22 protein-coding genes are annotated in these 26,159 nt (G+C 55.6%); 12 read left to right on the top strand and 10 right to left on the bottom strand.

Annotated features, from left to right (window positions below; all coding sequences use genetic code 11):
* Positions 1-17: 17 nt before the first annotated feature.
* Positions 18-221 carry a hypothetical protein gene (locus tag PYTT_RS11825; protein WP_067777609.1) on the bottom strand — a complete coding sequence of 68 codons (204 nt, stop codon included), beginning with the start codon at positions 219-221 and terminating at the stop codon, positions 18-20.
* 325 nt (positions 222-546) lie between these two features.
* Between PYTT_RS11825 and PYTT_RS11820 the strand changes: the two genes are divergently transcribed.
* Positions 547-828 (top strand): hypothetical protein, encoded by a 282-nt coding sequence (locus PYTT_RS11820; RefSeq protein ID WP_141675898.1) that lies wholly within the window; start codon positions 547-549, stop codon positions 826-828.
* A gap of 307 nt (positions 829-1,135) precedes the next feature.
* On the opposite strand, the gene PYTT_RS11815 is transcribed toward PYTT_RS11820, so the two are convergent.
* On the bottom strand, positions 1,136-2,302 hold the full coding sequence (locus tag PYTT_RS11815; RefSeq protein WP_067777611.1) for a hypothetical protein: 1,167 nt from the start codon (positions 2,300-2,302) through the stop codon (positions 1,136-1,138).
* A 133-nt stretch (positions 2,303-2,435) separates the two neighbouring features.
* Here PYTT_RS11815 and PYTT_RS13500 point away from each other — a divergent pair, with 133 nt between their 5' ends.
* Genes PYTT_RS13500 through PYTT_RS13495 form a run of 4 tightly spaced genes read left to right on the top strand, consistent with a single transcriptional unit; the run spans position 2,436 to position 5,550 of the window.
* Positions 2,436-2,756, top strand: coding sequence for an HxsD-related protein (locus tag PYTT_RS13500; RefSeq protein WP_067777612.1), 321 nt, complete (start codon positions 2,436-2,438; stop codon positions 2,754-2,756).
* Positions 2,753-4,165 carry a His-Xaa-Ser system radical SAM maturase HxsB gene (hxsB, locus tag PYTT_RS11810; RefSeq protein ID WP_067777613.1) on the top strand — a complete coding sequence of 471 codons (1,413 nt, stop codon included), beginning with the start codon at positions 2,753-2,755 and terminating at the stop codon, positions 4,163-4,165. Before PYTT_RS13500 ends, hxsB begins: the two co-directional genes overlap by 4 nt.
* Before the next feature lie 11 nt (positions 4,166-4,176).
* Complete coding sequence (gene hxsC, locus PYTT_RS13120; RefSeq protein ID WP_083077037.1) at positions 4,177-5,262, top strand: His-Xaa-Ser system radical SAM maturase HxsC; 1,086 nt, start codon at positions 4,177-4,179, stop codon at positions 5,260-5,262.
* A 24-nt stretch (positions 5,263-5,286) separates the two neighbouring features.
* Positions 5,287-5,550, top strand: a complete 264-nt coding sequence (locus PYTT_RS13495; RefSeq protein ID WP_141675899.1) for a hypothetical protein — start codon at positions 5,287-5,289, stop codon at positions 5,548-5,550.
* A gap of 68 nt (positions 5,551-5,618) precedes the next feature.
* On the opposite strand, the gene PYTT_RS11800 is transcribed toward PYTT_RS13495, so the two are convergent.
* The 7 genes from PYTT_RS11800 to PYTT_RS11770 form a co-directional block, all read right to left on the bottom strand.
* Positions 5,619-7,190: a hypothetical protein gene (locus PYTT_RS11800; protein ID WP_067777615.1), complete on the bottom strand. Its 1,572-nt coding sequence runs from the start codon at positions 7,188-7,190 to the stop codon at positions 5,619-5,621.
* The gene (locus PYTT_RS11795) at positions 7,187-7,717 is read right to left on the bottom strand and encodes a hypothetical protein (RefSeq protein ID WP_067777616.1); all 531 of its coding nucleotides are present in this window, start codon (positions 7,715-7,717) and stop codon (positions 7,187-7,189) included. Before PYTT_RS11795 ends, PYTT_RS11800 begins: the two co-directional genes overlap by 4 nt.
* On the bottom strand, positions 7,714-8,112 hold the full coding sequence (locus PYTT_RS11790; protein WP_067777617.1) for a hypothetical protein: 399 nt from the start codon (positions 8,110-8,112) through the stop codon (positions 7,714-7,716). The genes PYTT_RS11795 and PYTT_RS11790 overlap by 4 nt, the downstream gene beginning before the upstream one ends.
* Positions 8,109-10,535 (bottom strand): phage tail protein, encoded by a 2,427-nt coding sequence (locus PYTT_RS11785; RefSeq protein WP_067777618.1) that lies wholly within the window; start codon positions 10,533-10,535, stop codon positions 8,109-8,111. The genes PYTT_RS11790 and PYTT_RS11785 overlap by 4 nt, the downstream gene beginning before the upstream one ends.
* A 4-nt stretch (positions 10,536-10,539) precedes the next feature.
* Positions 10,540-11,139, bottom strand: coding sequence for a hypothetical protein (locus tag PYTT_RS11780; RefSeq protein ID WP_067777619.1), 600 nt, complete (start codon positions 11,137-11,139; stop codon positions 10,540-10,542).
* A 75-nt stretch (positions 11,140-11,214) separates the two neighbouring features.
* Positions 11,215-11,640: a hypothetical protein gene (locus PYTT_RS11775; RefSeq protein ID WP_067777620.1), complete on the bottom strand. Its 426-nt coding sequence runs from the start codon at positions 11,638-11,640 to the stop codon at positions 11,215-11,217.
* A gap of 25 nt (positions 11,641-11,665) precedes the next feature.
* Complete coding sequence (locus PYTT_RS11770) at positions 11,666-12,583, bottom strand: phage capsid protein (protein ID WP_067777621.1); 918 nt, start codon at positions 12,581-12,583, stop codon at positions 11,666-11,668.
* A 663-nt stretch (positions 12,584-13,246) separates the two neighbouring features.
* On the opposite strand from PYTT_RS11770, the gene PYTT_RS11765 reads away from it, so the two are divergent.
* Positions 13,247-15,121 (top strand): M60 family metallopeptidase, encoded by a 1,875-nt coding sequence (locus PYTT_RS11765; RefSeq protein ID WP_083077039.1) that lies wholly within the window; start codon positions 13,247-13,249, stop codon positions 15,119-15,121.
* 24 nt (positions 15,122-15,145) lie between these two features.
* Here the strand turns inward: PYTT_RS11765 and PYTT_RS11760 are convergent, their stop codons facing one another.
* Positions 15,146-15,931, bottom strand: coding sequence for an acyl-[acyl-carrier-protein] thioesterase (locus tag PYTT_RS11760; RefSeq protein WP_071133497.1), 786 nt, complete (start codon positions 15,929-15,931; stop codon positions 15,146-15,148).
* 111 nt (positions 15,932-16,042) lie between these two features.
* Here PYTT_RS11760 and PYTT_RS11755 point away from each other — a divergent pair, with 111 nt between their 5' ends.
* The 6 genes from PYTT_RS11755 (at position 16,043) to PYTT_RS11730 (ending at position 26,152) form a co-directional block, all read left to right on the top strand.
* Positions 16,043-17,710, top strand: a complete 1,668-nt coding sequence (locus tag PYTT_RS11755) for a S8 family serine peptidase (RefSeq protein ID WP_067777624.1) — start codon at positions 16,043-16,045, stop codon at positions 17,708-17,710.
* A gap of 33 nt (positions 17,711-17,743) precedes the next feature.
* Positions 17,744-18,676: a CAP domain-containing protein gene (locus PYTT_RS11750; protein WP_067777625.1), complete on the top strand. Its 933-nt coding sequence runs from the start codon at positions 17,744-17,746 to the stop codon at positions 18,674-18,676.
* Positions 18,677-18,867: 191 nt separating this feature from the next.
* Positions 18,868-19,134 carry an HU family DNA-binding protein gene (locus PYTT_RS11745; RefSeq protein WP_067777626.1) on the top strand — a complete coding sequence of 89 codons (267 nt, stop codon included), beginning with the start codon at positions 18,868-18,870 and terminating at the stop codon, positions 19,132-19,134.
* Positions 19,135-19,304: 170 nt separating this feature from the next.
* The gene (locus PYTT_RS11740; protein ID WP_067777627.1) at positions 19,305-21,224 is read left to right on the top strand and encodes a hypothetical protein; all 1,920 of its coding nucleotides are present in this window, start codon (positions 19,305-19,307) and stop codon (positions 21,222-21,224) included.
* Between the two features lie 18 nt (positions 21,225-21,242).
* Entirely contained in the window at positions 21,243-23,666 is a 2,424-nt protein-coding gene (locus tag PYTT_RS11735; protein WP_067777628.1) for a GAP1-N2 domain-containing protein, read from the top strand.
* Positions 23,663-26,152, top strand: a complete 2,490-nt coding sequence (locus PYTT_RS11730) for a hypothetical protein (protein ID WP_067777629.1) — start codon at positions 23,663-23,665, stop codon at positions 26,150-26,152. The genes PYTT_RS11735 and PYTT_RS11730 overlap by 4 nt, the downstream gene beginning before the upstream one ends.
* Positions 26,153-26,159 lie beyond the last annotated feature (7 nt).

Here is a 26,159-nt window from a genome sequence, read left to right as displayed (position 1 = left end):
TGTTACCTCTTCCCTGATCAGGCCGGTTGCTTCGCCTCCTTCACGGTAGCCGCCAGTCCGTTAGGCGTCACGTCGGCATGCCTGTCGGCAGCCTCCGCCACCATCAGCTCGAAAGCATCCTTCGGCGTAATGTGGAGTTCATTGCTGATTTCCATCACCCGCGCCATTGTGCGGGGGCTCAAGCTCAACCAGTCGATCTTTGCGCGTTTCGTTGCTTGCATGAAAATATAATTATCAGTTTTACTTATACGCGTCAACACAAAATATCATTTTTCCTTATAATTATATTATTTACTTTATCAGCAAACCTGATAAATTTCTTGCATGCCCACAAAAGAAGATATCGACAATTGGTTAAAAGCTATTGGAAAGAACCGCAAATGGTTGGCTGAAAAATGTCTGGTGCAACCGGGGCAATGTTACAATTGGTTTGCAGTAAATGGGAAAATTCCAAAAAAGAAATTACTACTCATCAAATCTTGGATGGAGGAACAGACCCAAGAGGTTGTATGCATTGATCTTCCCGATCTTGATTCGCGCGGGAAAATGGAACTTCGGCTGGACTATGAAACCCAGCTCAAGGTGGAAAAGGAAGCCCTGCGCCTCGGCATGGAACTCTCCGCTTACTGCACCGAAGCAGTAGAATGGTGCTGCTCCCAGCCGGACATCGGCGCGCGCCTCGCCGCCCGCCTCGCCGCCAAACGGGCCGCCATGCCCGCGCCGGATACCGTACCCGACATCCCCACCACCTTCATCGGCACGGGAACGCACGTCCAGCAACTGGCTCCGCAGCCGGATTCCTCCCAGAATAAACCGTCTCTCTCCTGAGGGCGACCATGCACGCTGCGCTCAACTATTGCCGAGCGCACTGCCCCAAGGGGGAAACCGTTTCACTGTCGGAGTGGGGAGAATGAGTAAAAGTATCTATCATTTTATGGGCATAATGCACCATTTTCAAGCAGGAAAGAATCTTTTTCGCACATTCACTCAATACTGATAACAAATAAAATACAACAAAATAAAATAGAGGCATTTTAGACAAAAAACATTTTTTGATAGAACTGCCTCAAAAGATCACAAAAAAAGCCCTGCGAACCCGCAGGGCTTTCTATTTTACAGAAGAGATACTCCGTATCTATTGTCCAGTATCTCTCCGAATAATCTTCTCATCGAATCCTACAATGCGAACTTTCCCATACTGCTCAGGCGGATCAATGGCAAATACCCATTTGGCGACACCTTTCGCCTTTTTGTTTGTTTTGATGTTTGTATAGGAATATTCTACTTCGGCCACTAATGAATAGATACTGTGTGTAGATGGCGACTTACAACAATCCCATTTCAAAATGGCATACTTCCGCAGATGCCATTTATCCCAATTCTTGTAGGTGGACTGCAAAATTTCTTCTGGTGTTGCAGGGCCATCCTTCTTATAACAGTATTGCACATGTGGTGCATATAATGGCCTCAATTCAAAAGAATTGCCTGCTTGCTCTGCTGCAACATACTTCTTCAACAAATCATGTAACATCCTGCGTTCGCTGGAAGTACATTCAATACTATCATATTCCGTTTGTAAATGATTAAGAGCCGTTGAATCCTCGTCTACAGGCTTTGCAATAGGAACAGAGGAATCCTTTTCTTGCGAAGTGACGTTTTTGAACCATCCATATGTGAACCGTCCCAGGATATCCAACTTCGATGATAGTTCCTGCATTTGCGCCTCCAATCGGTCTTGTCGTTCTTTTATTTCCACCAGTGAATCCTGCTTCTGAGCAAATTGTGATCGCTTATGATCGGAAAAACGCTTCTTGAAAAATTGGTACCATTCCTCATCCGACGTAGAAGATGGCAATCCCATATCGTCCGCCATCTTTTTATAACCATCGTTTCCTCCACCATAAATAAGATCGTTTACCATGCGCACCGCCCGCATGTGTCGCGATTCTTCGGAACTGAGATCCCAGTCTTCAAGCCATATCTTACCATACAGTATTTCAGCCTTCCTCCGGGCAATCCCATTTTCTTTTAAATCTTCAAAAAGAACCTCGCAATCATCTATTGAATGAATGGATTTCATGCTTTCTAACGTCATCTCCAAATGATCAACACGCGATTTCCATTGTTGAACATCTTGGGAAATTCCATTTAAGCGTTCTTCACGTTGATTCTTAATCTGATGATCCTCACAATATAAAAAACTCAAGATTGCGAGCCAAATGATTATCAATACAATAATTATTGTATTGATATAGTGTGAAAATCCTGTCTTTTTTAGAGAATCCCTTATCATATCATTCATACTTATGAATCTATTATATCATTAACATTAACAAAATAAAATATAAAATATACTACTAATTAAATTTAGTTAGAAAAATAACATTGATTCTATCTTCCTTGCAAGGCATAATCCAAACATCTTCATTACGTTTATGTCTGAACCTCTTAAAATAATTCTTGACGGCAAGATATATGAAAAAGAAGCAATTTTTGCAGCATGTCGGGAATTGTCTCCTTTTGCCAGCATCAATATACTTTCACCGAATACTTCTGACATTGTAGTAGAAGTAACACCCCTTGCTGTTGAATCAAGCGATCCGCAGGATTTCGAGCAAAAATTGAGAACCCTCCTCATTGATAGCCAGATCCGGCTTGATTTGAACAAACAATTCGGCGTCATACGCGATATTATCGTAAAACAAGCCTTTGCTCCGATTGCCAATCTTGATGAAGAACTCAAAAAGATACAATGAACTACCAATTACTGCCTTTTGAATATCGCCGCATTGGGCATCGTATTCTCCTAGTCAACGAATGTGGAGACTATACATGGCTTCTGCCACAACACTTCGATGATATCAGGCATGGTATTTTCGATGCGCTGCCTGATAACTTATTGCATGAACTGGAAAGTCGGCACTTTATTTCCAAACCGGAACATTTGGGAACGGCTATTGAGTTAAGTGCAGCCAAATATCGCACACGCAAAGCTTTCTTACGTGATTTCACCGTGCTGCATATGATGGTAATCACATTGAAATGCAATCATAAATGTGAATACTGCCAAGTTTCTAGCGAAGAAGAAGATGCCTATAAATACGATATGTCTCCGGAAGTGGCGATGAAGATCATCGATCTTATTTTCAAAGCTCCAAACAAGCATCTTAAAATAGAATTTCAGGGAGGAGAACCTCTTCTAAATTGGGAAACATTAACAACGGCTGTTCTTTATGCGAAAAAGATCAATGAACAGGCAAAAAAAGATTTATCTTTCGTTGTGTGCACAAATATCTTCGCTCTGAATGATGAACATTTGGCTTTTTTCAAAGAGCATGATATCTATATCTCGACATCATTGGATGGTCCGCGTGATCTCCATGATTGCCACCGCCTCATGCGCACCAGTACCAGTAGCTACGATAAATTCGTGAAAAGCTTGCAGCATGCGCGGGAGATTCTTGGACATGATAAGGTTGCAGCTCTGATGACCGCGAGCAGTGATTCTCTTGACCGCATTGAAGAAATCATCGACGAATATATCAAGCTTGGATTCACAGGAATATTCTTCCGCTGTCTAAACCCATATGGCGATGCCTATAAAAATAAACTCTTCTATACGCCGGATCGCTTTATTGAGATGTATAAGAAGGGGCTCGAATACATCGTGGAAATCAATAAACGAGGACAAAAATTTATTGAATTCTATACAGAACTTTTAACTCGCCGTATTCTCACTCCGTTCTCCACGGGTTTTGTGGACCTGCAATCTCCATCGGGCGCAGGAATTAGCGGAGTAATCTATGATTACAATGGCGATGTTTATCCCGCTGATGAAGGGCGCATGCTTGCTCGCATGAACAACACCCACTTCCGCATGGGGAATGTATTTACCAACACATATCAGGAAATCTTTGAGAGTGATATTCTCAAAGAGATTGTATCCTCAAGTTGTATTGAATGTATGCCCGGGTGTTCAGAATGTGCATTCAGGACGTACTGCGGGGTTGATGTATTCAGAAATTATCTTGAAACAGGCAACATATCAAATGCCCGACCCAATAGCTTTTTCTGCCAAAAACAAAAAGGTATTTTCGAGCATATTTTCTCTCGGCTGGAAGACCATGATTTCTCGGATATTGTTCATTCTTGGATCGTTAAATAGAAACTGAATCGATGCGAAACATTCAATTACAAATAGTCAGTTCTCGATTACATCCTGATGGAGAAACGTTGCGCGTATCCAAACGTAAAACATATCGCGACCGGAAAAATACACTACTACTTTCGGATACGGTGAGGAAAGCATTCTTGTATCCAGCCATTGCAAAAAATACAGATTGTTTGAATGAAGGTGATATCGTCGTTGTAAAGCCGGATGGATCCTGTTATCTGGTGTGGAAACAGGATTCCATTCATAATTCCCTCTTTACCACGGATGCTTGTAATGTTCGATGCATTATGTGTCCTCAGCCCCCTAAAAAGGATGACCCATCAGTGCATCAAAGAAATTTGAGAATCCTCGAACTTCTCAAAGAAAATCCGCAAGTCATTTGCATTTCAGGAGGTGAGCCAACATTATTTCCTGAACGCATCCTTCAATATTTTCAACTCATCAATGAAAAGTTCCCATCTTGCCAGGTAGATATCCTGACCAATGCCGTAGCCTTGTCCAATTTTGACAGGGCCAAGCAGTTGGCATTAGCAGCTCCTTTGAATACAACATTTTGTGTTTCCCTGCATTCCGATGTGGCTGATTTACAGGAAGCAATCAATGGCCTGAAAGGAGGGTTCGCTAAAACAATTAAAGGTATAGGCAATCTGGGAAAACTTCGACAACATATAGAAATACGTCCGGTAATTACGCAAAAGAATCATCATTATTTGAAAGATTTTGCGCGATTCATCTATCGTAATTTTCCATTTGTCGACCATGTAGCATTCATGGGACAGGAAATTATAGGTCATGCCCAAAAGAATTATGAGCAAATATGGGTTGATCCTGTTGAATACATCGATCGTTTGTGCCATGCCGTCAAAATTGTTGACGATATGGGGATGAATGTTTCCATTTACAATATCCCCCTTTGTCTTTTACCAGAACCTTATCGGCACTTTGCGACAAGGTCAATCTCGGACTGGAAACAGGGATACGTGGCTGCCTGCGAATCCTGTACCAAAAGAGATGAATGCTGTGGAGTATTCTTGACGAGCGGTTCATACCTGACTCAAGGCATTACTCCCATTACACTGGCTCCATAACGAGCCACAACACAATAAAGAACCATGAAATTCGCATCCATATTGACATCCGTTTTGGGTCTTCTGTCATTGACAGGAGGAGCTAAAGCGGAAACTGATGTGAGCATTCGTTCTGAATTGGAAGCGCGCAATGAACAAATCGCCAATACACAGGAAACTTCTCCTTTGTATTTCGACCAGGCCATTGTGGATAAGGATATGCCTCGAGAGATGGCGCATTCTTCTCACCGCTCCCACAGTTCGCACAGCTCTCATAGTTCGCACAGTTCTCATCGTTCAAGTTACTAACTTGCACAATAAGAACTTCAAGAGCTATTGTTCACATAGTGAGCAATAGCTCTTTTATAAATATTCTTTTACCACCTCCGCGTCGCCGCAGGCTTCACCCTGCCCTCCGTATGCACATTGAGCAGCCCCAGCTTCCACGCATCGGCGAAGTACCCGGCGGCATCCGCCGTATGGCTCGTCTCGTCGTGCAGCGGCGCCTCCCGTATCTCGCCGCCGGCCGCCGTCTCCTTCGTGCGGTATGCCTCCAGCATCGCAAGCGGCGTCATCTTCACCTCGCCGTTCATATCCTCCTCCTCCACGTCCAGCCGGGCGTGGAAGCGGCACTGCGGCAGCAGCGCGCGCATATTCCCGATCGTCAGCCACTTGTCCCGCGTCCTCGGCACCACCGTCAGATTCCGCAGCCCGCACTCCTCCAGCAGCGCGGTATAGTTCTGCACCGTCCCCCGGATCACCGCGGCCGCATCGTGCGGCAGCAGGTGTGAAGCCACCTTCCGCCCGTACTGAGCTTCCCACCCGCGCACCACGTCCGCATAATGCGCGGCGTACTGCATATTCGCCTGGTAGTGGTCAACGAACAGCGGACCGGCCGCCGTCATCTGCACCAGCCAGATCGCCGTATGGTCGCTGGACCCGATGTCCCAGGCCGTGTACAGCGGCGCGAAAGGATCAAGCGGCCACTCCGCCACCCCGCCGCGCGCCCGCAGAGCGGCAATCTGCGTCCCGTAAATCGCCCCCTCCACAATCGCCTGGTAAGCCTCCCCCGGAGTTGAGGGGAACTCCTTCAGCATCGCGAAGCCCTGCTGCTCCTGCTTGCGATCGTACCAGAGCATCTGTCCGTGCGTGAACGTCCGGCCCAGCTCGCGGGAAAGCTCGTCGAAATACCGCACGATCTCCGGCCGCACCTTGATGTGCGGGTAATCCAGCTTGTATTCCCGCATCAGAAACCACGGGTAGAAATGGAACTGGAAATCGATCTCCGTCAGCTCCTGCCCCACCCTCTTCATCGCCGCGCGCAGCTTCTGGTAGTGCAGCCCCGTACGCCCGCCCTCGTGCGTACTCTCGATATTGATAATCTGCCCCGGCTCGATCGTATTCAGGGCGCCGGAATTGATTTCCGCAGCCTTCGCCGGGGAAAAAGCCGCCGTCTTCCCCAGCTCGGAAACATGCAGCCGCTGCAACGTCCCGCCGCGCAGCGACACCCCGCAATAAATCTCAGAACCGTTGCTGAACTTGATCTCGGACGCGCTCGCCTTCATCGCCACCTGCTTCTTCAGCCACGCCCCGAACTTCCATGTATCAGGATGCACCTTCGGATCGTCCAGGTACTCGTAAGCCCGCTTCACGATTTGCAGCTTTTTCTTCGCATCATCCTCCGTATTGTCGATAATCCCGGCAATCGTCCCCGGCCGGAACAGCAGAGCATCCAGATTATCAATCGAAATCAGCGTCGAAAACCCCATCTGCCGCGCCTTCAGAATATGGTTGCAGTACCACATCCGGTTGTAGTACATCCGCTGCGCCTCATTCGGCTTGAACTTGCACACCGGGCCGGACTTCGGCTTGATCGCGTAAATATTCTGCAACCGCCATGCCTGAGAAGCGAACGGAGAACCGGACAAAGCTGAAAGAATATCGCTCATAAGCCGGGAGTCTGAATACCGGGAAGAAGCTTGCTGTACGCATTCTGCCGCTCGGAATAGGCATGCCAGTTGCTCGCGATGGATCCCAGCGACGCCGCGCCGGAAAGCAACGTACCCGTCGCCGCCTGCCGGTACCCGCTTGCCGCCTGCCGCGCCTGGTACTGCCCTATCTCCGCCTGCCGCAGCACCGCCGCCGCATCGTTCGCCGCCCGCTTCATCAGATCCTCCACCTGCGTATCGAACTCCCGCGCCGCATCGCGCTCCACAATCTCCGGCGTACCCTCCATCACGGCGCCACCCGCAGCCGTACGGGCGCGCAGCGCCCCCATGTAGCGATCCTCCGCCAGCGCGGACCGCCGCGCATTCTCGCGCGCATCCCGGAAAATGGAATCGGCCGTACTCGCCGCCTGCCCGCTATTGTAATCCGCGAAATACTGCTCGGCCTGCGCCTGCTGCCGCTGCGCCTGGTACTGCATGGCCGTACTGCCTGCGGAAGCAGCCCCGCTCATAATGGATAAGCCTGTCATGGTTGCATCGAAATCGTAAAACCTTGTCGGGAGTGGAAGCCCATGCGCCCGGCCACCCGGCACAGGCGCGCATCCTCCACGGAAGAAAGAATCGTCGCGGCGCCCACCTCCCGGGCATACCCGCGCACGCACCGCAGCCCGAACCGCAGCGCCCCGGCCCGCACAGCCGCCGGAAGCGCCGGGTTCGTCGCCATCAGGTGCAGCCACATCAGGCACCCGCCCGCCGCCGTCGGGCAGGAAAACAGCCAACACACCGCCGCCGGTACCCCGTCCGCCACCGCACACACACCCACCGGAGACACCAGCTCCCCGCGCAGCCCCCCTTCCGGGAACCATGCGGCAAACTCCCGCCACCCGTCATTCGTCACCAGCTTCGCCTCGTACATCGTCTTCATTTTCGTATATTCCAGTCCAGCGTCACCGCCAGAAGGCTCATCTCCTCCAGCCCGTCATGCTCCACCACAAAGCGCAAATCCCGCTTGAAACCGCATGGCGTCATCACGAACCCCCAGCGGCCCCCGTCCTTGAAATCCACGGCCCTCATCCCCTCCCCGGCGATACCCACCTGCAACGAACTCCCGGCGTGCAGCCTCACCCCCATATTGCACGCCCGCTTCACATCGCTCATCGTATGCTGCAAGGCGCCTCCGTACACATCCACGGGCAAAGACACCATCCGGGCGCGCACCGCGTGCTGCACCCCGTCCAGCACGTCGGCGGCCAGCCTCGCCTCCGGCTTCCAGCGCATCCGCAGCAGGGCCGCCCGACCGCTCTCCGGCAGCCAGGCGGACAAATACACCATATCGTACCCGCTCGCCTCCCCGTCCGTCGGATCGTGCGTCACGCACACGGACCGGAAAAGCACCGGCTCCCCGGCATCCACCTCATGCCGGGACCACGCCACCACCCCCTGATCCTTATTGTACGAACAGCAGAACAGCCGCCCGTCCCGCGCCACCACCCAGATCATCGGCCAGGGAAGCATCTGGTAGGCCATCTCCACGGCCCCGCCCGCATCCCGCAGCAAATGCTCGGCCAGCACCGAAAGGCTCGTCGCATGGTAGCTCGCGCTCTCGTAGGTGAACGCCGTCTCGAACACATCCCCGCCGCCCCGCGCCACGAACAGCGCACTGTTCGGAGCCTGCACCGGCTGCACGTCCGCACTCCCCACGGACGACTGCAACGAAATGGAAAAACTCTGCGGCGTCACCGCCCCGCCGTTCCCACCGCCATGAAGCAGCCACTCATTGCTACCCGTCCCCACCAGCAGCCCGTTCGCCGAAAGCATCCACTGCACCGCATTCCGGTTACGGGAAAGAATCGTCAGAGCCAGCGCGGAATCGTCCAGACTGCTCATCCAGAAATTCGCGTAATCGTCCACCGTACTCCCGTACACCGTCTGCGGCTTCCCCCGCGTCCCGGCGAAATACAGCCGGTTCTCATGGAACGCGATCGCGGAAGGAAAACCGTTCTTCGGCCCGAACGCCCCGAAACTCCAATACCGCGTATACCCCGGCGAAATCCCTTGCAAATACTGCTTCCCCAGCTTCGCCGTCGCCTGCCGGGCATTCTGAACGGACTGCACTTGCAGCGTATACGGCCGGTCGCACGCCTTGATCGTCACCATCACCTTCCCGTCCTTGCTACCCGTCGCCACATCCGCCGGAACAATCCGGGTAATCACCAGCATCAAATGGCACGGCTTGCTCTCCGTCCCGGAAAACTGGTAATTCGGTCGTGCCACGGCCATACCGCTGCTCTGCGTCGTGCTGGACGCTCCTTCCCCCGTCGTAGTGCTGCTCGACGTATTCCGGCTGATCTGGCTCATATCCGTCAACTGCTCGAACGACTTCACCGCATGCCAGTCCCAGCGGCGCCAGTCCGCATCATCCGCCCGCGTATCGTAGCTCCTCATCAGCACATAGCTCGCCCCCCAAAGCCCCGTCGTCCTGATCTCCCAATCCCCGTCCACATAGCGCGGGTACATCGCAATCTGCCCTTGCAGGTAGCAATCGCTCATCTGCCGCCCGTCCTTCGTCGGCCCGCCGTACGTCCGCATGCACTCGTACAGGTAGCGCCACACCCCGCCCACCACATTCCCGTCCGCCACCTCCTGATACATCCGCGCCCCCGGCTCATGGTACACCGCCGTACCCACATCGTTCTTCTCGCCGATAGCATCCGGCTCCGCCTTCAGCCGCGCCGTATACTCGTTGCAATGGATCGTCAGCCGAATCCACTCCTTCCCGGCCATCGCCGCCGCAAACAAATCCCGGTCCGCCTTCAGCGTCACCGCATCGTCCACCCCCGTACCGGCAGGCACATACTGCACCGTCGCCTCCTGCTGCACCAGCGTCTCCCAGGGCTGCTGCGTCAGCGTCAGCTCCTTCAGCGCCACCTGAGCCGCGCCCGGCGCCAGCTCCAGCCGGAACGGATGCACCTCCGGATGCGCGCAAAACACAATATCGTTCACCTGCGTGTACTGCAAATCCCGCGCCGCCGCCCCGCTGAATGCCGTCGCCGTAAAAGCATCCGGCACCACCGCGCCATGCCTCACCGTATACAGCCGCCGGTCGAACATCCACAGCACCGCCGGATCCGTCATCTTCGCCTCGTGCGGAACCAGCCTGCTCCCCTCATCCGCCGTCTCCACCGCCTTCACCATCTCCATCCCCGGCCGCTTCGCCACGCCCCCATGCTCCAGCACAAGCAGATTCTTCACCTCCTCCATCCCGGCGGCCCGCCGCTCCACATCCAGTCGGCAAACCATCAGCGGACTCACCTCACCGGCATTCAAACTCACAAAAATCTCCTTCATCGTCTCACCAGCCCAAACGTGATTTCAACAGAGCGGACCCTCGGAACCGCTCGGCCACACTCTGATTCCTTCTGTCGCTGCTCGTCGTCTTCGCATCGTACGAAATCGCGGCAGGCAGAGCCACCTGATCCAGCGTCGCCGTCAACTGCGCCGCCAGCTCGTAATTCGCAGCCAGATTCCCGGCCAGATACGAAGCCAGCGACAACACCACGCAATCCGTAAACAACGCGGGCCACTCCTCCTCCGCCACATCGGACGACACATACGAAACAAACACCTCCTCCACCCGCGGACACTCAGCAAACACAACCTCACGCCCCCTCACAAGCCACGTCGCCAGCACACCCACGGAATCCATCCTCAAAAAATCATCCGGCAGGAAAATCGCCGCCTTCCCGTCCTCCGTCTCCTCCACCGGCATCAGCTCGCCCTTCAGGGCAAAAGCCCAGGTATACCGCTGCATAACGCTCGCCACCGCCTGCCCGTAAAAAGCAGCCGCCACCGCCGCCTCCTTCTTGGAAAGATCCGCCAGATCCTGCGCGGAAAGGCACCCCTCGCCCATCCGGCAGAGCGCCATATTCACTACTTCAAGCTTTGTTGCCATATCGTTAAAGAAAAATCCCCCGCCCCGCCCGAAACAACTGAAGCGGAACGGGGGACACTTGTTTTACCCACAAGACTACAAGGCCGAAAAAATCAGCCAGAAATCCAGCACCGCACCCTGCGTATACGTCGGGGCGGCCGTCAGCGTCACCACAAGATCCGCGTCCTCATCCAGAGAACCGGCATCCTTCGCAATAAACGCCTTGCTCGACGCAAGATTCACCGAATCGGCAAACTTCGTCGGCTCCTTATCCGTACCCACCTTCACCGTCAAGTTCGTCACGGAACCGCTCACGGCCAGCGAACACAGGTGCGGAATCAGCACCTGCCTCGGCATCAGCCTCGTCACGCGGATACTGTCGCCGGAAACAACCCCGGCAGGCAGCGTAATGCGGCAACGCTTCGAGGTCAAATACCCCTGCGTCATCTCCGCACGGCGGGTCATGCTACCCTGCACACGCTGCTGCGTGTACTGCATATCGTCTGTCAAATAATCGGACATATCATCTACTCCTTTCTATCGTTGGTCATTTGGTCTTGCACACCACTTCCACGAACTTCAGCTCGTCGGAACGGCACACCCCGTACATCTTCTCGGTGTACACCTGAATCGCATAGTTTCGCTCAGGAAGGGAATCGACACGAATATCGTCAGCAGCCCACGGGAAGAAATTCAGGCCGGAACGCACGTAGGCCAGGCATCGCGTGTTGCCGTTGGCATCCTTCGGAAGCTTGTTCGTCGTCACGAAGCGGATGCCCAGAGCCTTCTTCACGCGGCCTTCCACCAAAGCCTTCACCTCGGCATAATCGGCGCTCGTCAGCTTGTCCAGTCCGAGAAGCTGCTTCTTCACGGCGGGAGAAATCAGCAGTATCAACGGATCGCTGTTTTCTTCATCATCGTACAGCACTTCGTTCGACTCCAGAATCTCGCGAACAGTAAGCAGCTTGTCCATCGTAATCCCGCAATCGACCGGTGTCCCGCTATCCGTATAATTCACGGGAATCTTCTGGGACTCCAGCAGCGTAAGAGGCGTATTGCCTTCCATGCCACCATAATTCACGCCGAAAGCGCCGCCAATAATCAGTCCATCTTCCTTGCGGGCAAAAGCCATCTTGTGAACATGCAAAAGATCGGATGTCGCAATGGACTGCGTACCGAGAAAGATACTGTCGTTCTTGTCCAGAACGGAAGTCTTTCGCACAATCTCAGGCGTCACGGTACGCCTCGTACCCGTCACCTCATCGACAATCGTACGTCCGAGACGGTTATTCGTCTCAAGGTGAGCTTCGCTCGCATCGAGAATATCCCATACGTACTTGTTCCCGGAAGCTCCGGTGCGAACAGTCAAATAATCATTCAGCCGAGAAACCTGTTGCTGCGTCGCGTGCCGGAAATTGTTTTCAAACTCCGGCCGGAAAAAGGCCGGTATATCGTTGTTACCCATATTCGTTTTAATTTTTGAATTGATTAGAACGCATTGGGTTATCCTGAACAGGGCCCCTGCTACGCTTACCCCATCAAGCAGGCCGACCGTCGAAACAACCGGTTATCTGCGAAGCTTGCGCTGATATGAACTTACCAGCTCCCCGAAAAATCGGAACTGGCAACAACCGACCAGATACAACACCCGGCCGCGCCTGTTATGACAGAAAACGAAAACGCCTTGAAACGCACCATCAAAAACCGCGTAACAAGAAACAATATATTATCAAGAAAAACAAATAAACGTATTCTCAACAAACAAATACGATAAAATATAAAATCCCACCTCCTCCGCCAGAAAAAGCAACGCAGAGTAAACCGCAAGCCCCTGTAAATGGGGCTTTTTTGTTGCCAAGTGCTGCAAAGTGTGTCAATTTGCTGACGCACACTTTAGGTCACATTGGTGTCACCTAGTGACACTTTTGGACACACCGTTTGGTGACACCGGAGTCTACAGAGTATGGAGCTGATGGAGGGATGTCTCATATATTATTCCATCATTTATATATCTTACTCATTGTTTTTCAGTTTCATTTTACATTGAGACGACCTCTTGTCGTCTTTTCCCGTGAAAGATTTGCTCCCGTTTTCCGTAGTTTAGTATCATTCAACCTTGTTTCCATTGATGAAAGTACGTTCCCACTCGTTTGTTTCCCGGATGCTTCTGACTTCGACCGTCTGTTGCTGTCTGGCTCCGCTGTCCGGCATTTCCGCTCCGGCTTCTTCTTCCGCCAAGGCCGCTGCCTATGCGTTTGCCGATAAGAACGATCCCAATGCCAAGGTGTTTACGAATAGCCTGCTTGGCTCGCTTCGCAAGAATGTGAAGCTTGCGGATATCGCCGCCCTGCCCGATCCTGCCGTGCGCCGCCTGGCCGAGGAGCTGCGTGCCGGTACGTACAATGTTCACCCGCGCGTGGGCAAGTATATGGCCTATGAGCCAGTTGATTCTTTGGCCAAGCGTCTGAAGACGAGCGGTTATAGCCGTTTCGAGAATCCCACGGGCATTTATTTCACGGCGGGGGAAGATGCATTGGTGATCATGCAGGGAGCCGGCAATGAGAAGGTGGAGCTGAAGGTGCACGATTTCGGTCCCGACGGCAAGGAGAAGTCATATATTCTCAAGAATGGCGTGAACGTGATCAAGATGGAGAATAACGGGCTTGGCTATATCAGCTATTATACGGACGATTTCAAGAATGCGCCGCAGGTGTCCGTCCATGTGGCCGGAGGCAAGGTGAACGGCGTGTTCGATTCCTCCAAAAATACGAATGAGGATTGGAAGAAGCTTCTCGCGAATACCGTTTGCGAGGTGATCGATATCAAGGGCAAGCAGGTGCAGCTGATCTATTCCGTGGAGGAGCTGCGGAAGTCCTGCCCGGACAAGGGGCTGGAGCTGATCAATCTGTACGATCAGATCATGCGTTACCAGCATGAGATTATGGGGCTCGTGAAGTACAACAAGGTTCCCCGCAACCATATTCTGGGCCGTGTGATCTGGCGCGGTTTCATGCATGCGGACGGTTTGGGCGCAGCGTTCCACAAGGGGACGATGAACAGCGTGGCGAATCCCGACAGGATTCCGCAGGAGGCATGGGGGATTTCCCACGAGTTCGGCCATGTGAACCAGACCCGCCCGGGCATGATGTGGGTTTCCACCACGGAAGTGACGAATAACCTGTTTTCGGCATGGGCCAATTTCAAGTTGAATCCGAAGAGCATGCGCCTTGAACACGAGCGCATCAACGGCGGCGACGGCAATATGATCGGCGGCCGTTTCAATGCATTCCTGAATGCCGCCATCGTGAACGGCGAACAGTGGCTGTGCCAGAAGGGACCGGACAAGATGCAGGGTTATGAGAACGGCGGCGACCATTTCGTGAAGCTGGTGCCGTTGTGGCAGCTGCAGCTTTATTTCATGGCAGCCAAGCGCGGCAATCCCGATTTCCTCGCGGATATTTTCGAGAAGGTGCGCAACGAGAGCCAGGAGGGCAAGAGCAACGGCCGCCTTCAGCTCGATTTCATGAAGAATGTGTGCGATGCCACAAAGCAGGATTTGACGGAGTTCTTTACCAAGACCGGGATGCTGAAGCCAATCGACAAGGATATGGACGATTACCGCCGCGCCCAGCTGACGATTACCGCCGAAGAGTGCAAGGAGCTTGCCGACTATGCGAAGAAGTACCGCAAGCCGGACAGTCCCGTGATCTATTATATCAGCGTGAATTCCCTCGATGCCTATGCCAAGAAGCTGCCCGTCACCGGGAAGGAGAACGAGGGCGTGTCGGGCGACGGCAATTCCCGCATCGTGTCGCACGATGTCTGGAAGAATGTGGCCGTTTTCGAGACGTACAAGGGCGACGATCTGGTTCGCGTGACGATGGTGGGCACGGATTCTCCGGATAATTCATCCACGCGCGTGGTGTTCCCCGAAGGTTCCACTCGCATCATGGCCGTGAGCTGGGACGGCAAGCGCCTTCCGGTTTACACGGCAGGCAAATAGGCTTCCGGTCAGCGGACAATGTTTTCAGGGCGTGCATTCCGGTGCTTCGCCCTTTTTCTTTGTACCGAAGCCCCTTGATTGCCAGACGAGGTCGATTTCGGCGCGGCGCTGCCCGCCCGCCGTAACGAGGTGTCGAGTCCTTCCCGGAACGATGCCACAGGAGATGGATATTTCTTCATTCAGCAGCGTTTCCTTGCGGAAAGCCATATGGATTTCCCGGAGGCGTCCTGCCGAATATTGCCGTTCGCCCAGATCATCCAAGGCCCAGACGAGGTACGAGGCGTTGTTGACATGCCCGTTGAAGTCGATGTCCCGGCCCGTCACGCGAAACGTCCGTTGCAGGTCTCCGTTATTCAAGCCGGGTTCCCACACCGGAGGCGGTGGCACGCAGGCAGGGCATTCCGTCTTCGGAAGGAGTTCGCCCATGCGCTTCAGAGGCACGGGGCGACGGCGTTCCGTGTCGATCAGCACCCACAGGTAATCCGCTTCCGCCAGCAGGTTGCCCGCAGAATCGAAGAGCTCGAATCGCCGCCGAGCCTGCACGGGTGAGGCGATGCCCGTCCATGTGCGAAAGGCCGTTGACTCCTTCCATGCAGGCCAGCGCAGGACTCGAAGGTTCACCGCCGTTTCCACCCAGGCCAGCCCCTGCGCCATGCCCCAGTCGTAACCGAATCCGAGTGCGGCAGCATGCGTTTCGGCAGCATCCTGAATCCAGTGAAGCAGGCTTTCCGGACGCATCAGCCCGGAGGCATCGCATTCGTAACTGCACACATTCGCCGAACTCTGCCACGTATCCATCAAGCGTTTCATAGCACAATTCCCGTGGATTTCCAATCCATCCTTGCCAAGCCATGCCATGTATGACAGAATATCGATGTTGTTGAATACGTATCCTTTCGCATCATTCCACCGCCATTCACGATGATCCGTTCCTTCCTCTTTCTACGGCCGTTCGCCGTGTGCAGCCTTGCCGGGATGTCCCTGCTGCATGCGAGCCTCGCGACCGATACGCCTCAGCCAACCATTCCGGTATCGGCATGGACGGATTACCTTGAGGCCGCCGGGCGCAACGATTCCCGCCAACGCTATTCCGTGAACGAGCGCATCGGAGCCGATGCATTCTACAAAAAAGGCATCCGGGGAGAGGGCGTGCGCGTCGCCAACATCGAACCCGGCACGCTGTGGAGAGGCCATGCGATCTTCACCGGCATTCCGGAGGACAGGCTGTACTACGGCGTACAAGCCACCGCCGATTACAGCGATCTCCATGCCACGGGCGTATGCGGCGCCATCGCTGCCGGATCCGCCGACAATCCGCGAGCCATGGGCATCGCACCGAAAGCCGACCTGTATTCCGCTTCCTTTTTCAAGAAACCGCAGAATGCCGCAGCCCCGCCCTTTTCGCATACCTCCCTGCTCACCACCTACCGCCGCTTCTTCGGCAAGGCCGATGTCATCAACACTTCATGGGGCACCGTCTGGCCCACACCCACGGTCGAATTCTACTCCTACCTGCTGGATTCCTTCTGCCGGGCGCACCCGGAAACTCTCTTCGTGGCGGCAGCCGGAAATACGGGTACCTTTCCCAACCCCGCCCAGCGGGGCAAGGTCAGCACCATCGCCTCGGGATTCAACAATATAGCCGTCGGCGCACAGGGCAATGCCCCGGCCTACGATGAACTCTGCCCGAACAGTTGCCATCTGCCCGTCGATTTCATCAATCCGCACACGAACAAGCAGGAGGGCAAACGAGCCGGGGTCGACATCACGGCACCGGGAGAAATGATCGTCGTACCCACCATCAACCCGAAGGACCCGAAGCGCAACGACCTTTTCTTCAAGGCCTCGGGTACCAGCGTAGCAGCGCCCATCGTGGCGGGCGGCGCCTGCCTGCTCATTTCCTCGGCTCGAAAGAACGGATTCCCCGCCGAAGCCACGGACGCCCGCGTTCTGAAAGCCGTCCTCCTCAATGCCGCCGACAAGCCGAAAGGATGGGACAACGGCGCGCATCATGCCGCCTACCGCGATCAGGCCGACGTCTGGCTGACGACGCAGGGCCTCGACTATAAATTCGGCGCAGGCTTCCTCAACCTCGCGCAGGCCTTGAAGCAGCACGGTGAAGCGGCTCCTTCCAAGTTCTGGAACCTTTATTCGCTGAAACAGGGGCAATCGCAAACAATCCCGTTGGGCAACATACCGTCCGGCTCCACGGTGACCGCCACTCTGGCATGGTTTCAGGATTGCGCCATCAAGGGCTTTGCCCAGGCGCCCGGCGATGCAGAGCTGGACCGGCTTCTGAAGGACGGCAAACCCAGTCCTGTCGAAAAACCGGAAATCGATTACCGGGGAATGGCCGATTTCAACCTCGAATTATGCCGGATCGATCCCACCGCACCCGGCAAACCCATTCCGGTAGCCGCATCCGCCACACCGAACAACACGGTCGAGCACATCCGCTTCCAGATACCGCAAGACGGAGATTATTGCCTGAAAATCACGTTCGACCGCATGACCTACGGCGCACCTCCCGCACAAGGCGAACCCAGCGCAACCGCATGGAGCATCACCCCGCCCCCCGCCACCCGCTGACCATTCTTTCACCGCATCACACACATCCGGCACATGAAAACCACACAACGTCTCTACCTGCCCGGCTGCCTGTTCGGCATTCTCCTCGCCTTCCACCCGGTCTCGGCACAGGAAACCGCTCCGGGCATCCGTCAGAAGGCACAGCCCGCCGCGCAGGCCTCCCCGGAAGCCCAAAAGGAAGCGGGCCGCCTCGCCCTGTATCCCAGAAGCAAGGGCGATATCCGCAAGCAGCTCAAGCTCATTGCAGCCAGAAAAGCGCCATCGGGCATCGCCCCCGATGTACAGGCCGCCGTCAACACGCTCAATTCCTACCGCTACCTGAGCGGGTTATACTCCGAAGTCGCGGCCGATTCCGAGTTCAACACGCAGGCTCAGGAAGCGGCCCGCGTCTGCGCCCAGAACAACAAGATCGCCCACGATCTCGGAGGCCATACCGAATCCTGCAACCTGTTTGCCGGAAAAGGGACCCTGACGAATTCCATGCACGTTTACATGAACGACCCCGGCGACAACAACCGCGCCGAACGCGGACACCGCCGCAACAGCATGAGCTACAACCTCGACAAGGTCGGCTTCGGCCAGAAAGGCGACTTCAGCGCCATGCGCGTATTCGGCAAGGGCACGCGGAACGAACGGGCCGAACAGGGATGGAGCTACCCGGGCCGGGGATATTACCCGAAGGAATGGATGCTCGGAAACGGCTGGAGCTACTACCCGCCGGACGGCGTGACGCTGGACAAGGACACGAAGGTGAACATGTGGAAGGTCACGTCCTCGCCGAAAGCCGCCCTCCCGACCGACACGGAACCCAAGGGCAAGAAAATTGCCGTCGGGCAGATTTATGCCCACCCGCGCAACCTCGTCTTCGAACCGCAGCTTCCGGCCAATGCCAAAGGAAAAGGCATCTACTGGGTACGTATCGTATCCGGCGATTTCACGGATCAGTACGTCGTCGAGCTGTTTTGAGTCTTGCGGGCCAATCGGTGTCAAGTCCTCATTTTATCTACCAAAATGAGGACTTTTTGCCTCTCCGGCACCGTTTTAAGGCCGCCATGGCCCCATTGGCGCATTTTTTTCACTACTAACAGCGTCTTTTTCTCTAAAAGTTGTGGATTTGCCTTTACAAAAGGCATCCTGCGGTGCTAGCTTAGAGGCCTATGAACAAAGCTCAACTCATCGATTCCATCCAGAAGAATCTCGGTGAAGGTGCAACCCGCAAGTGCGCTGCTGCAGCCCTCGACGCAGTTCTTACGTCCATCACGACCGCAGTCAAGACCGAAAAGGTTCAGATCATCGGTTTCGGGACGTTTGAAACCAAGTCCCGTCCGGCTCGCACTGGCCACAATCCCAAGACAGGCGCTACGATGCAGATCCCCGCTTCCAAGACGGTGGCATTCAAGGCATCCTCTGCCCTCAAAAAGTAAGAAGAAACTCATTCGAGTTCATTTTCAGAACCTTCACTCCGCATGGGTGAAGGTTCTTTGTCTATCCATGGATTGCCCGTCCTCCAACGGCAAATGCTGGCAGGAAAAGCCCATTTTGCTACAGCAAAGGCTTGACTTGATTTGCCTGCGCGTGTAGCTTTATGGGACTCATGTCCAGTTCTACGTTGTATATATTCGATTGTCTTTCGGGTAAACTGCGTGCCTCACAAGGCGACCTCGTTTCCATCGGCAAGTCGAGGGACAACACGGTTCGAGCGGACATGGACGCCGATATAGCAGGCTCCTTTTCCCGAAAAAGAAATTTTTATACATTCTTCCCGCAACGAAGCATCGGCGCCTATACAGTCAACGGCACGGAACAGACGGCAAGTTCCGAACTGCTGCCCAATAAACTGTACCTGTTCACCGCTGCCATGGGTTGCTTCATCTGCTGGTACGGCGACGAGGACAACATGCCGAATTTCTCCTCCTACAATCTGCAGGCATGGTACCTGTACGACAAACCCAACAAGGCATGGCACGGCCCCTACGCCTTCCGCCAGCTGGCAACAGCCTCAGCCAGCCTCCCCAAGGACTGCCTCGCCACATTCGAGGGATTGGACCGCTCCGCCTTCTACCTGAAAAACCTTCTGCCCATCATTTCCTCGCGTTACCCCATCGCTGCGGCATCGAAGAAACAGAAACCGGCAGAGGCGAACCTGCCGCCCATACCGCCGGAAGCCGCCGTGCGACAGGCCTGCGAAGCCGTCGGCTGCGATGTGCCCGATACGGCAGCCACGCGCCCCATGCGCTCGGCGCACCGCCATGAACCCCCTTCGGCAGCCCAGTCGGCTCCCTCAGCCGAACAGCCCGCACGCGATATCGACCCCGAACACGGCGAATTGCTGTGCCCGGTCTGCTGGCAGCGATTCACGCTCGCGGACATCATGAACATCGCCTCCCATCCGGATCTCCGGGGCGACTCCCTGCTCGGTGAAGACGCCATGCAGCGGTTCTGGGCCACCAGCTTCAACGACAAAGGGCAGGCCCTCGATGCGAAAGGCGTACCCTGCACCGATTTCGCCTGCCCGCACTGCCGCCGCCGCCTGCCCGCCTTCTTCCTGAAACTGCGCCAGCGCATCTTCTCCATCGTCGGCGCGCCCTCATCAGGGAAATCCTACTATCTGGCCGCCCTGCTCCAGCAGCTCGAGCAAAGCCTGCCCCGGGAATACGGCCTTACCTTCCGCGATGCTGACCCGACGTGCAACGCCATCATCAACGACATGCGCAAGCGGCTCTTCTCCGCATCCTCGCCTGAAGAAGCCTACCTCACCAAAACCGATCTGGAAGGGACTCTCTACGAAACGCTGCCCAGGCACGGCCGCATGACCCGCCTGCCCAAGCCCTTTATCTACACCATCTCCGGCATCGGTTCGGACGAAAGCCCCACGGGCCTCGTCTTCTACGACAACGCGGGCGAACACTTCGAGCCTGGGCGCAACAGCGAAGACTCTCCGGGAGCGCAACACGTCGCCGTCGCAGACGGACTTTGCTTCCTGTTCGATCCCACCGTCAACCCGGACTTCCGCCGGATGCTCAAAGACGTCAACGACCCCCAGCTCCAGAACGCCTGCCGCGCCATCGACCAGCAAAGCACCATTCTCACGGAAATGGAAGTCCGCATCAAAACCCTGTTGAACCTCGCGCCACAGGAACGCATCCGGACGCCGTTCGCCTTCATCATCGGCAAATGCGATACATGGCAGCACCTCCTCGAAGGTGGCCCCCTGCTCCCTGCATCCGAAAACGGCCGCATCCTGCAGCACAACATCGATGCCAATTCGGAACACCTCCGACGCTTCCTCTTCGGCCTCCATCCGTCCATCTGCACCACCGTCGAAGCCATCTCCTCGGACGTCCGGTACTTTGCCGCCTCCGCATTCGGCACGCCTCCCGTCGAATTCACCGACACGGACAACAGCACGAAACGAATCGGCCCCGATCCGGCGCACCTCTCCCCCATCCATATCTGCGACCCCACCCTCTGGCTCCTCAGCCGCCTCGAACCCACCCTCATCCCTTCCCTGTAACCCTCACCCTCCACTCTCATGGCTTGCCAGCTCATCTACACCAGCGCACCGCGTCTTCTGGACGCCGGGCGCACGGGCTTCGGCACCGTCGCACGCAACCGAAGCCTCGGTGCCGCTCTGACTGCCTCGCTGGAACGCATCAGCACATTCAGCCGCACCACCGGAACGGAAGGCACGCGCCGCATCTTCGCCTACAGGCAAATCACCCTCGGAGCCTCAAACTTCCACATCCTCACCTCCATCGCCGATTCCGGTTCCGACTACACGGGCCGCACCAACCACACGGCGCATCACCTCGTCCTCACGGAACAGGACGTGGACGACCTGCGGCTGCACACGGATTTCACCCCGGCCGGACTCGCCCTCGCTCTCGAACGGCAGGCTTTCTGGAAAACGGAATGGACGAACAATCCCGAACTGCTGGAAGACGACACCCCCTGGAAACCGGCAACCCCAGCAACAAGCGGAGTTCCTTCCCTCTGGGAAAGCCTGACAGGCCATGAGAACAACTCCCGGCACCCTCTCGACCTTCAAACGCAGGGACTCTACCTCCTCCTCCCGCCCGACGCCACTCCGGAGATCGCACTCCGCCTGCTGGACGAAACCTCTTTTCAGTGCCCGCGCCAAGGCTGGGGATTCACATGGACGACCGACTTCGACCCCAACTACCAAGGGGCCGACTTTACGTGCATCTGCATACGCCAAGGTTCTCCGGAAGAAAAACAGGCCGAAACCGGGCGGCGCAGCATGCTTCGGGTCGATCGCCGACTGACTCCTCCGGCCTCCTCAGCGCCCGGCCTCCACTCTTCCATTCCCGATGCACCCGGCATCTCCATCGAGGATGCGCCCGAAATCCCCGGCACTCCGCCTCCCCACCTCCACATGCGGAGCATGAAAGAAAGCATTCGTGCGCAACATACATCCGATTCCCGGGAAGACGACATCCCCGAAGACGAGGAAGAAACGGAAACATCCCATTCCTCGTTGAAAATGTGGCTGGCTTTCGCCATCTCCTGCGCCCTGTGCCTTGCGGCATTCTACCTCTACACCCAGCGAGGGAGCGACTCCGCATCATCGCCGGAGAGCATGGCTGCCGTTCAGGAAGATACTCCTTCCATACCGCCCCTGATCGTCCCGCCGCCTGCTCCGACGCCCGCCATCGCCCGCGACCTCCCGGGCGCCCGCAACGCACAGGCACACCCCCCGGATCGCCCGGAGCCACCCCCAGCTCCCGCCCCTGCACCGGACAAACCGCAAACGCCGCCGCCGCCCGCCCCTGACGTTCCAGCCAAGCCTGCCCCCGTACAGCAGCCTGCGGCTTCCTCCTGCTCCGACGCCATCAAATACGGAGATCCCGTACCCGCCCAAAGCCTGAACTATCTTGATCAGGGAGGCCAATTCACCCAAGGCCGCATCGCCATCATCCCTCTGGGAGCGAAATCCGGCATGAGCGAAAAAATCGCCAGCGACGCCCACCCTGTCAAACTCGAAAAATCCGGTAACGAATATAGCTTCTCCTACCGGAAAAGTGGCGCATTCGACCCCCTGTTCACCCTCACACTCTCCCCGGACGGCTCTATCTCCGGCACGACCCCGAAAGACGTCATCATCGACATCGAATTGAACCGGAACAACCGGAACATGCGTCTCATCATTGTACCGCGCATGATCGCCACCATCCCCTCAACCGCCAAACCACCCGTTCCGGACAGTTTCCAAATCAAAGCAGGAGACCTTGACGCTTATCCGGATGCACAATCTCCCGACCGCTACAGCCTCAAACTCCGGAAAAAAGGCTTCTTCCTCGTCTCGCCGATCCTGAAATATGCCAGCAACCCGCAAAAACCAGCCAGCTACATCCGCCTGCCCCGGCTCCGGAACATATCGGACAATGCCCTGCTGATTGACCCCGACGCATGGCAATGCAAGTTCAAACAAAACGGCGATTTCGACATCTACGCCGTCTCCTGTGAAACGGCATGGCCCATCAACGACCGGCTGGAACAGGCATTCGCGAGCATCGTCGCCAAACGGCCAAACAGGCAGGCAGCCAGCCTTGCCGAATTCTACGGCGTCCTGAGCAGCATCAAATCCAGTAGCGAAGCCCGGCAATCGACGGAAAAACATGTCGACCGGTACGACACCATACTCAACGATGCCGCTTTCGACAGATTCGCCACGAAAAAACTGAACATCAAATCACAATATACTTCCCCAGCGACACGGAGATCTGAAATCGACAAACAGGCAGGATACGCCAAAGTCATGCAGGCATGCCGCGACTATATCACCAAACAACTTGAAGTGGAATACAACCGCCTGTCCGGAGAAGTCTCGGAAATCCAGCTGGAACTGGATACCATCACCCTCCACAACAACAAGCTGACCTGGCTATTCAAGGAAGTCCCCAAAGAACAGCCTGCGACCACAACCCGGCCATGAGCGACTCACCCCACACGGAAGAACTATACAGGGAATACAGGCAGAAAGTCCTGCAGGGCGATGAAGCCGGGGCTCTCGCCGCCATCCGCCGCATCCTCCAGGCCGACCCGCACGACAAAACCGCCGCCCGCGACCTCCAACGCAGACTCCGCAACCACCTGTCCAGGGAAACCCCTGTCATCAACGACCTCATGCAACGGGGCGATATGTCGGCCCTGCAAACAAACCTCGCCCGCCTCCTGGAACTGGCTACCGAAAAAGAACTCCACGCCGCCTTGCCCGAATACGCCGACTGGCAGAAAGCGCTCGCCCGCTGGCAGCATGAATGCGACGAGGCGGAACTAGCAGAACTCATCGGCTGCATCGGAAGCACGGCTACGGAAGAACAGGAAGCCGACCTCCTCCGGAACATCGAAACGCTGACCTCCGCCAAACGGCTGAACCTCACTGCGCCGCAGCAGCAATCCCTCGCCGCCCTCAAAACAACCATCAGGCAGGCACAGGAAAAGCGGGACCGCGAACAATACGCCGCCACCGAAATCGAACGTCTTGGCTCCATGCTGGAAAACATGGAAGCATCCGGCGACGGTGAACTCGAAGAAAAAAAGGCATCCTTCCTGCATGCGCGAATCGACAAACTCCGCAAACAGCTCACCCTGCTTCGCCGGGCGGATATCGGCATTCCCGAAGATATGGGAGAAAGGGCCGAAGCCGCCATCTCCCGCTGGAACCGGGCCAAGGCCACCGTCTCCCGCAAACGCCGCCTCGCCCTGCGCTTCACCCTCAGCCTCGCTGGAGGCTTCCTGCTCTGCGGAGGAATCTACTACTACCTCGACAGCAAAGCGAGCAACATCGCAGGCCGTTTGAAAGACCTGATGGAGCACCAGCAACTCTCCGAGGCCGAATCTCTTGCCGGAACCGTGCATGAAAACAGCATCCTGCCGTCATTCGGAGGCCTCGGCAACCAGCTGGACAACCTCCAGCGCTGGAGCAGCAACATCCGGCTGCTGGCTCGCAGCATCGACAACGCCTTGAACCAGCTCGACGCGAATCCGGACATCTTCGCCCTGTGGGACCCGTCGGAACGTCTGGCCTTCGGAGACAGCATCAACCGCCTCCCTCTCGAATACCGCACCCGGCGCATGGAACAATGGGCGAACATTACACGCACCTACGAACAGATGCTGACGAACAGGCGCAACCATATCCTTTCCCAAATCTCTGCCGACAGCATCCCCATGCCCGAACTGACCGGCAACTTCGACACGGATGCGCAAAAACTCAGCGAACAGCAGCAAAAGCTCGAACAGAACAAACAGCTTTTCACCGCCAACCAGCGCGAACTCGGCCTCTCGATCGACATCCTCCAGCCCATCAATGATCGGTTATCCGATATCAACAGCATCCTGCACAGCATCGAACAGGCGCGTTCTGTCGAAGCCCAGCTCAGGGAAGCGCGCACACTGGAAACCTTCAAGGCCTATCTCCAGCTACTCTCCCCTGCCAAATACCAGCCTGTCCAGAACGCCCTTGCCATGTCCGGCAAACTGCCGGATTACGACAAAATCGTCGCTCTGGTGCAATTCTCCGGCGACAACACGTATGCCGAACGCATCGAACGCAGCAAACAAATCCACTTGAACGGTCAACCGACCTTCACCCCGGAGCAGCCGATCACCCAGCAGCAGCTTGAAATCATCGCAGAACTCTTCCGCAACCAAAACTTCAAAAAACCCTACTATCGCATCCGCACCCAGTCGGGGCAGTATTATCTGGCAGAAATGCGTCCCTCGGCGCGCGACGGAGAATACATCGTCGAACGCTCGCCCATCGACCCCCGCTTCTCCGCCCTCAGCAACAACACGGCCACCATTCCCGCCAACCAGATCGCATCCATCGACACGATCGATCTGACCGACTTCTTTCAGGCGGCCGGACTCAAGGAACCCGACTTTGCCTACGGGAAAGCCAACCTCCTCCGCATACTCGGCCGCATCATCGACTACGACAGGCCGGAATGCCCGGCACTGGCCAAAGCATACTTCTACGGCAAAATACTCGACTTCATCGAGGCTTACCCCCACCCTGAAATTCCGGGAGCCTGCTTCTCTGACACATTCGAACGCGACAAAGCCTCCTTCCACCACCACCTGCGCGACAACGTCGTGGAACTGAACGCAGCCTGCTGGCTCGCCACCAATCCCACCACCCTCAAAGAGGAACAACAATGGGCTGACTGGTTCAAACGCCACAAAAACCCGCCGTATGAACAGGAAGTGAAAAACAGGCTAACAGCGCACGACAAACGGAAACCCTCCTACGTCGGCTTCATCGACCATACAGGCGCCCCGGTCTTCCTCCATGCCCTGCCGCCGGACAAACCCATCTGGTACATCAGCAAAAACGACTACTCCCTCCAGCTCATGAACAATGAGAAATCCTTCGAAAACGCCGCTTACCTGAGCCCCCTGATCTCATTCTTATAAATCCGGA

The sequence above is a fragment of the Neoakkermansia glycaniphila genome, assembly GCF_900097105.1.
In the GTDB taxonomy this organism is placed as follows: Bacteria; Verrucomicrobiota; Verrucomicrobiia; order Verrucomicrobiales; family Akkermansiaceae; genus Akkermansia; species Akkermansia glycaniphila.
This window is presented reverse-complemented; position numbering and strand designations above follow the sequence as displayed.

Coding starts and splice junctions, on each gene's coding strand:
- PYTT_RS11775 (WP_067777620.1), bottom strand. CDS start 11,640: ATGTCCGATTATTTGACAGACGATATGCAGTACACGCAGCAGCGTGTG.
- PYTT_RS11790 (WP_067777617.1), bottom strand. CDS start 8,112: ATGAAGACGATGTACGAGGCGAAGCTGGTGACGAATGACGGGTGGCGG.
- PYTT_RS11825 (WP_067777609.1), bottom strand. CDS start 221: ATGCAAGCAACGAAACGCGCAAAGATCGACTGGTTGAGCTTGAGCCCC.
- hxsB (WP_067777613.1), top strand. CDS start 2,753: ATGAACTACCAATTACTGCCTTTTGAATATCGCCGCATTGGGCATCGT.
- PYTT_RS11765 (WP_083077039.1), top strand. CDS start 13,247: ATGAAAGTACGTTCCCACTCGTTTGTTTCCCGGATGCTTCTGACTTCG.
- PYTT_RS11760 (WP_071133497.1), bottom strand. CDS start 15,931: ATGAAACGCTTGATGGATACGTGGCAGAGTTCGGCGAATGTGTGCAGT.
- PYTT_RS11780 (WP_067777619.1), bottom strand. CDS start 11,139: ATGGCAACAAAGCTTGAAGTAGTGAATATGGCGCTCTGCCGGATGGGC.
- PYTT_RS11770 (WP_067777621.1), bottom strand. CDS start 12,583: ATGGGTAACAACGATATACCGGCCTTTTTCCGGCCGGAGTTTGAAAAC.
- PYTT_RS13500 (WP_067777612.1), top strand. CDS start 2,436: ATGTCTGAACCTCTTAAAATAATTCTTGACGGCAAGATATATGAAAAA.
- PYTT_RS11820 (WP_141675898.1), top strand. CDS start 547: ATGGAACTTCGGCTGGACTATGAAACCCAGCTCAAGGTGGAAAAGGAA.
- PYTT_RS11735 (WP_067777628.1), top strand. CDS start 21,243: ATGGCTTGCCAGCTCATCTACACCAGCGCACCGCGTCTTCTGGACGCC.
- hxsC (WP_083077037.1), top strand. CDS start 4,177: ATGCGAAACATTCAATTACAAATAGTCAGTTCTCGATTACATCCTGAT.
- PYTT_RS11815 (WP_067777611.1), bottom strand. CDS start 2,302: ATGAATGATATGATAAGGGATTCTCTAAAAAAGACAGGATTTTCACAC.
- PYTT_RS11755 (WP_067777624.1), top strand. CDS start 16,043: ATGATCCGTTCCTTCCTCTTTCTACGGCCGTTCGCCGTGTGCAGCCTT.
- PYTT_RS11745 (WP_067777626.1), top strand. CDS start 18,868: ATGAACAAAGCTCAACTCATCGATTCCATCCAGAAGAATCTCGGTGAA.
- PYTT_RS11750 (WP_067777625.1), top strand. CDS start 17,744: ATGAAAACCACACAACGTCTCTACCTGCCCGGCTGCCTGTTCGGCATT.
- PYTT_RS11730 (WP_067777629.1), top strand. CDS start 23,663: ATGAGCGACTCACCCCACACGGAAGAACTATACAGGGAATACAGGCAG.
- PYTT_RS13495 (WP_141675899.1), top strand. CDS start 5,287: ATGAAATTCGCATCCATATTGACATCCGTTTTGGGTCTTCTGTCATTG.
- PYTT_RS11800 (WP_067777615.1), bottom strand. CDS start 7,190: ATGAGCGATATTCTTTCAGCTTTGTCCGGTTCTCCGTTCGCTTCTCAG.
- PYTT_RS11785 (WP_067777618.1), bottom strand. CDS start 10,535: ATGAAGGAGATTTTTGTGAGTTTGAATGCCGGTGAGGTGAGTCCGCTG.
- PYTT_RS11795 (WP_067777616.1), bottom strand. CDS start 7,717: ATGACAGGCTTATCCATTATGAGCGGGGCTGCTTCCGCAGGCAGTACG.
- PYTT_RS11740 (WP_067777627.1), top strand. CDS start 19,305: ATGTCCAGTTCTACGTTGTATATATTCGATTGTCTTTCGGGTAAACTG.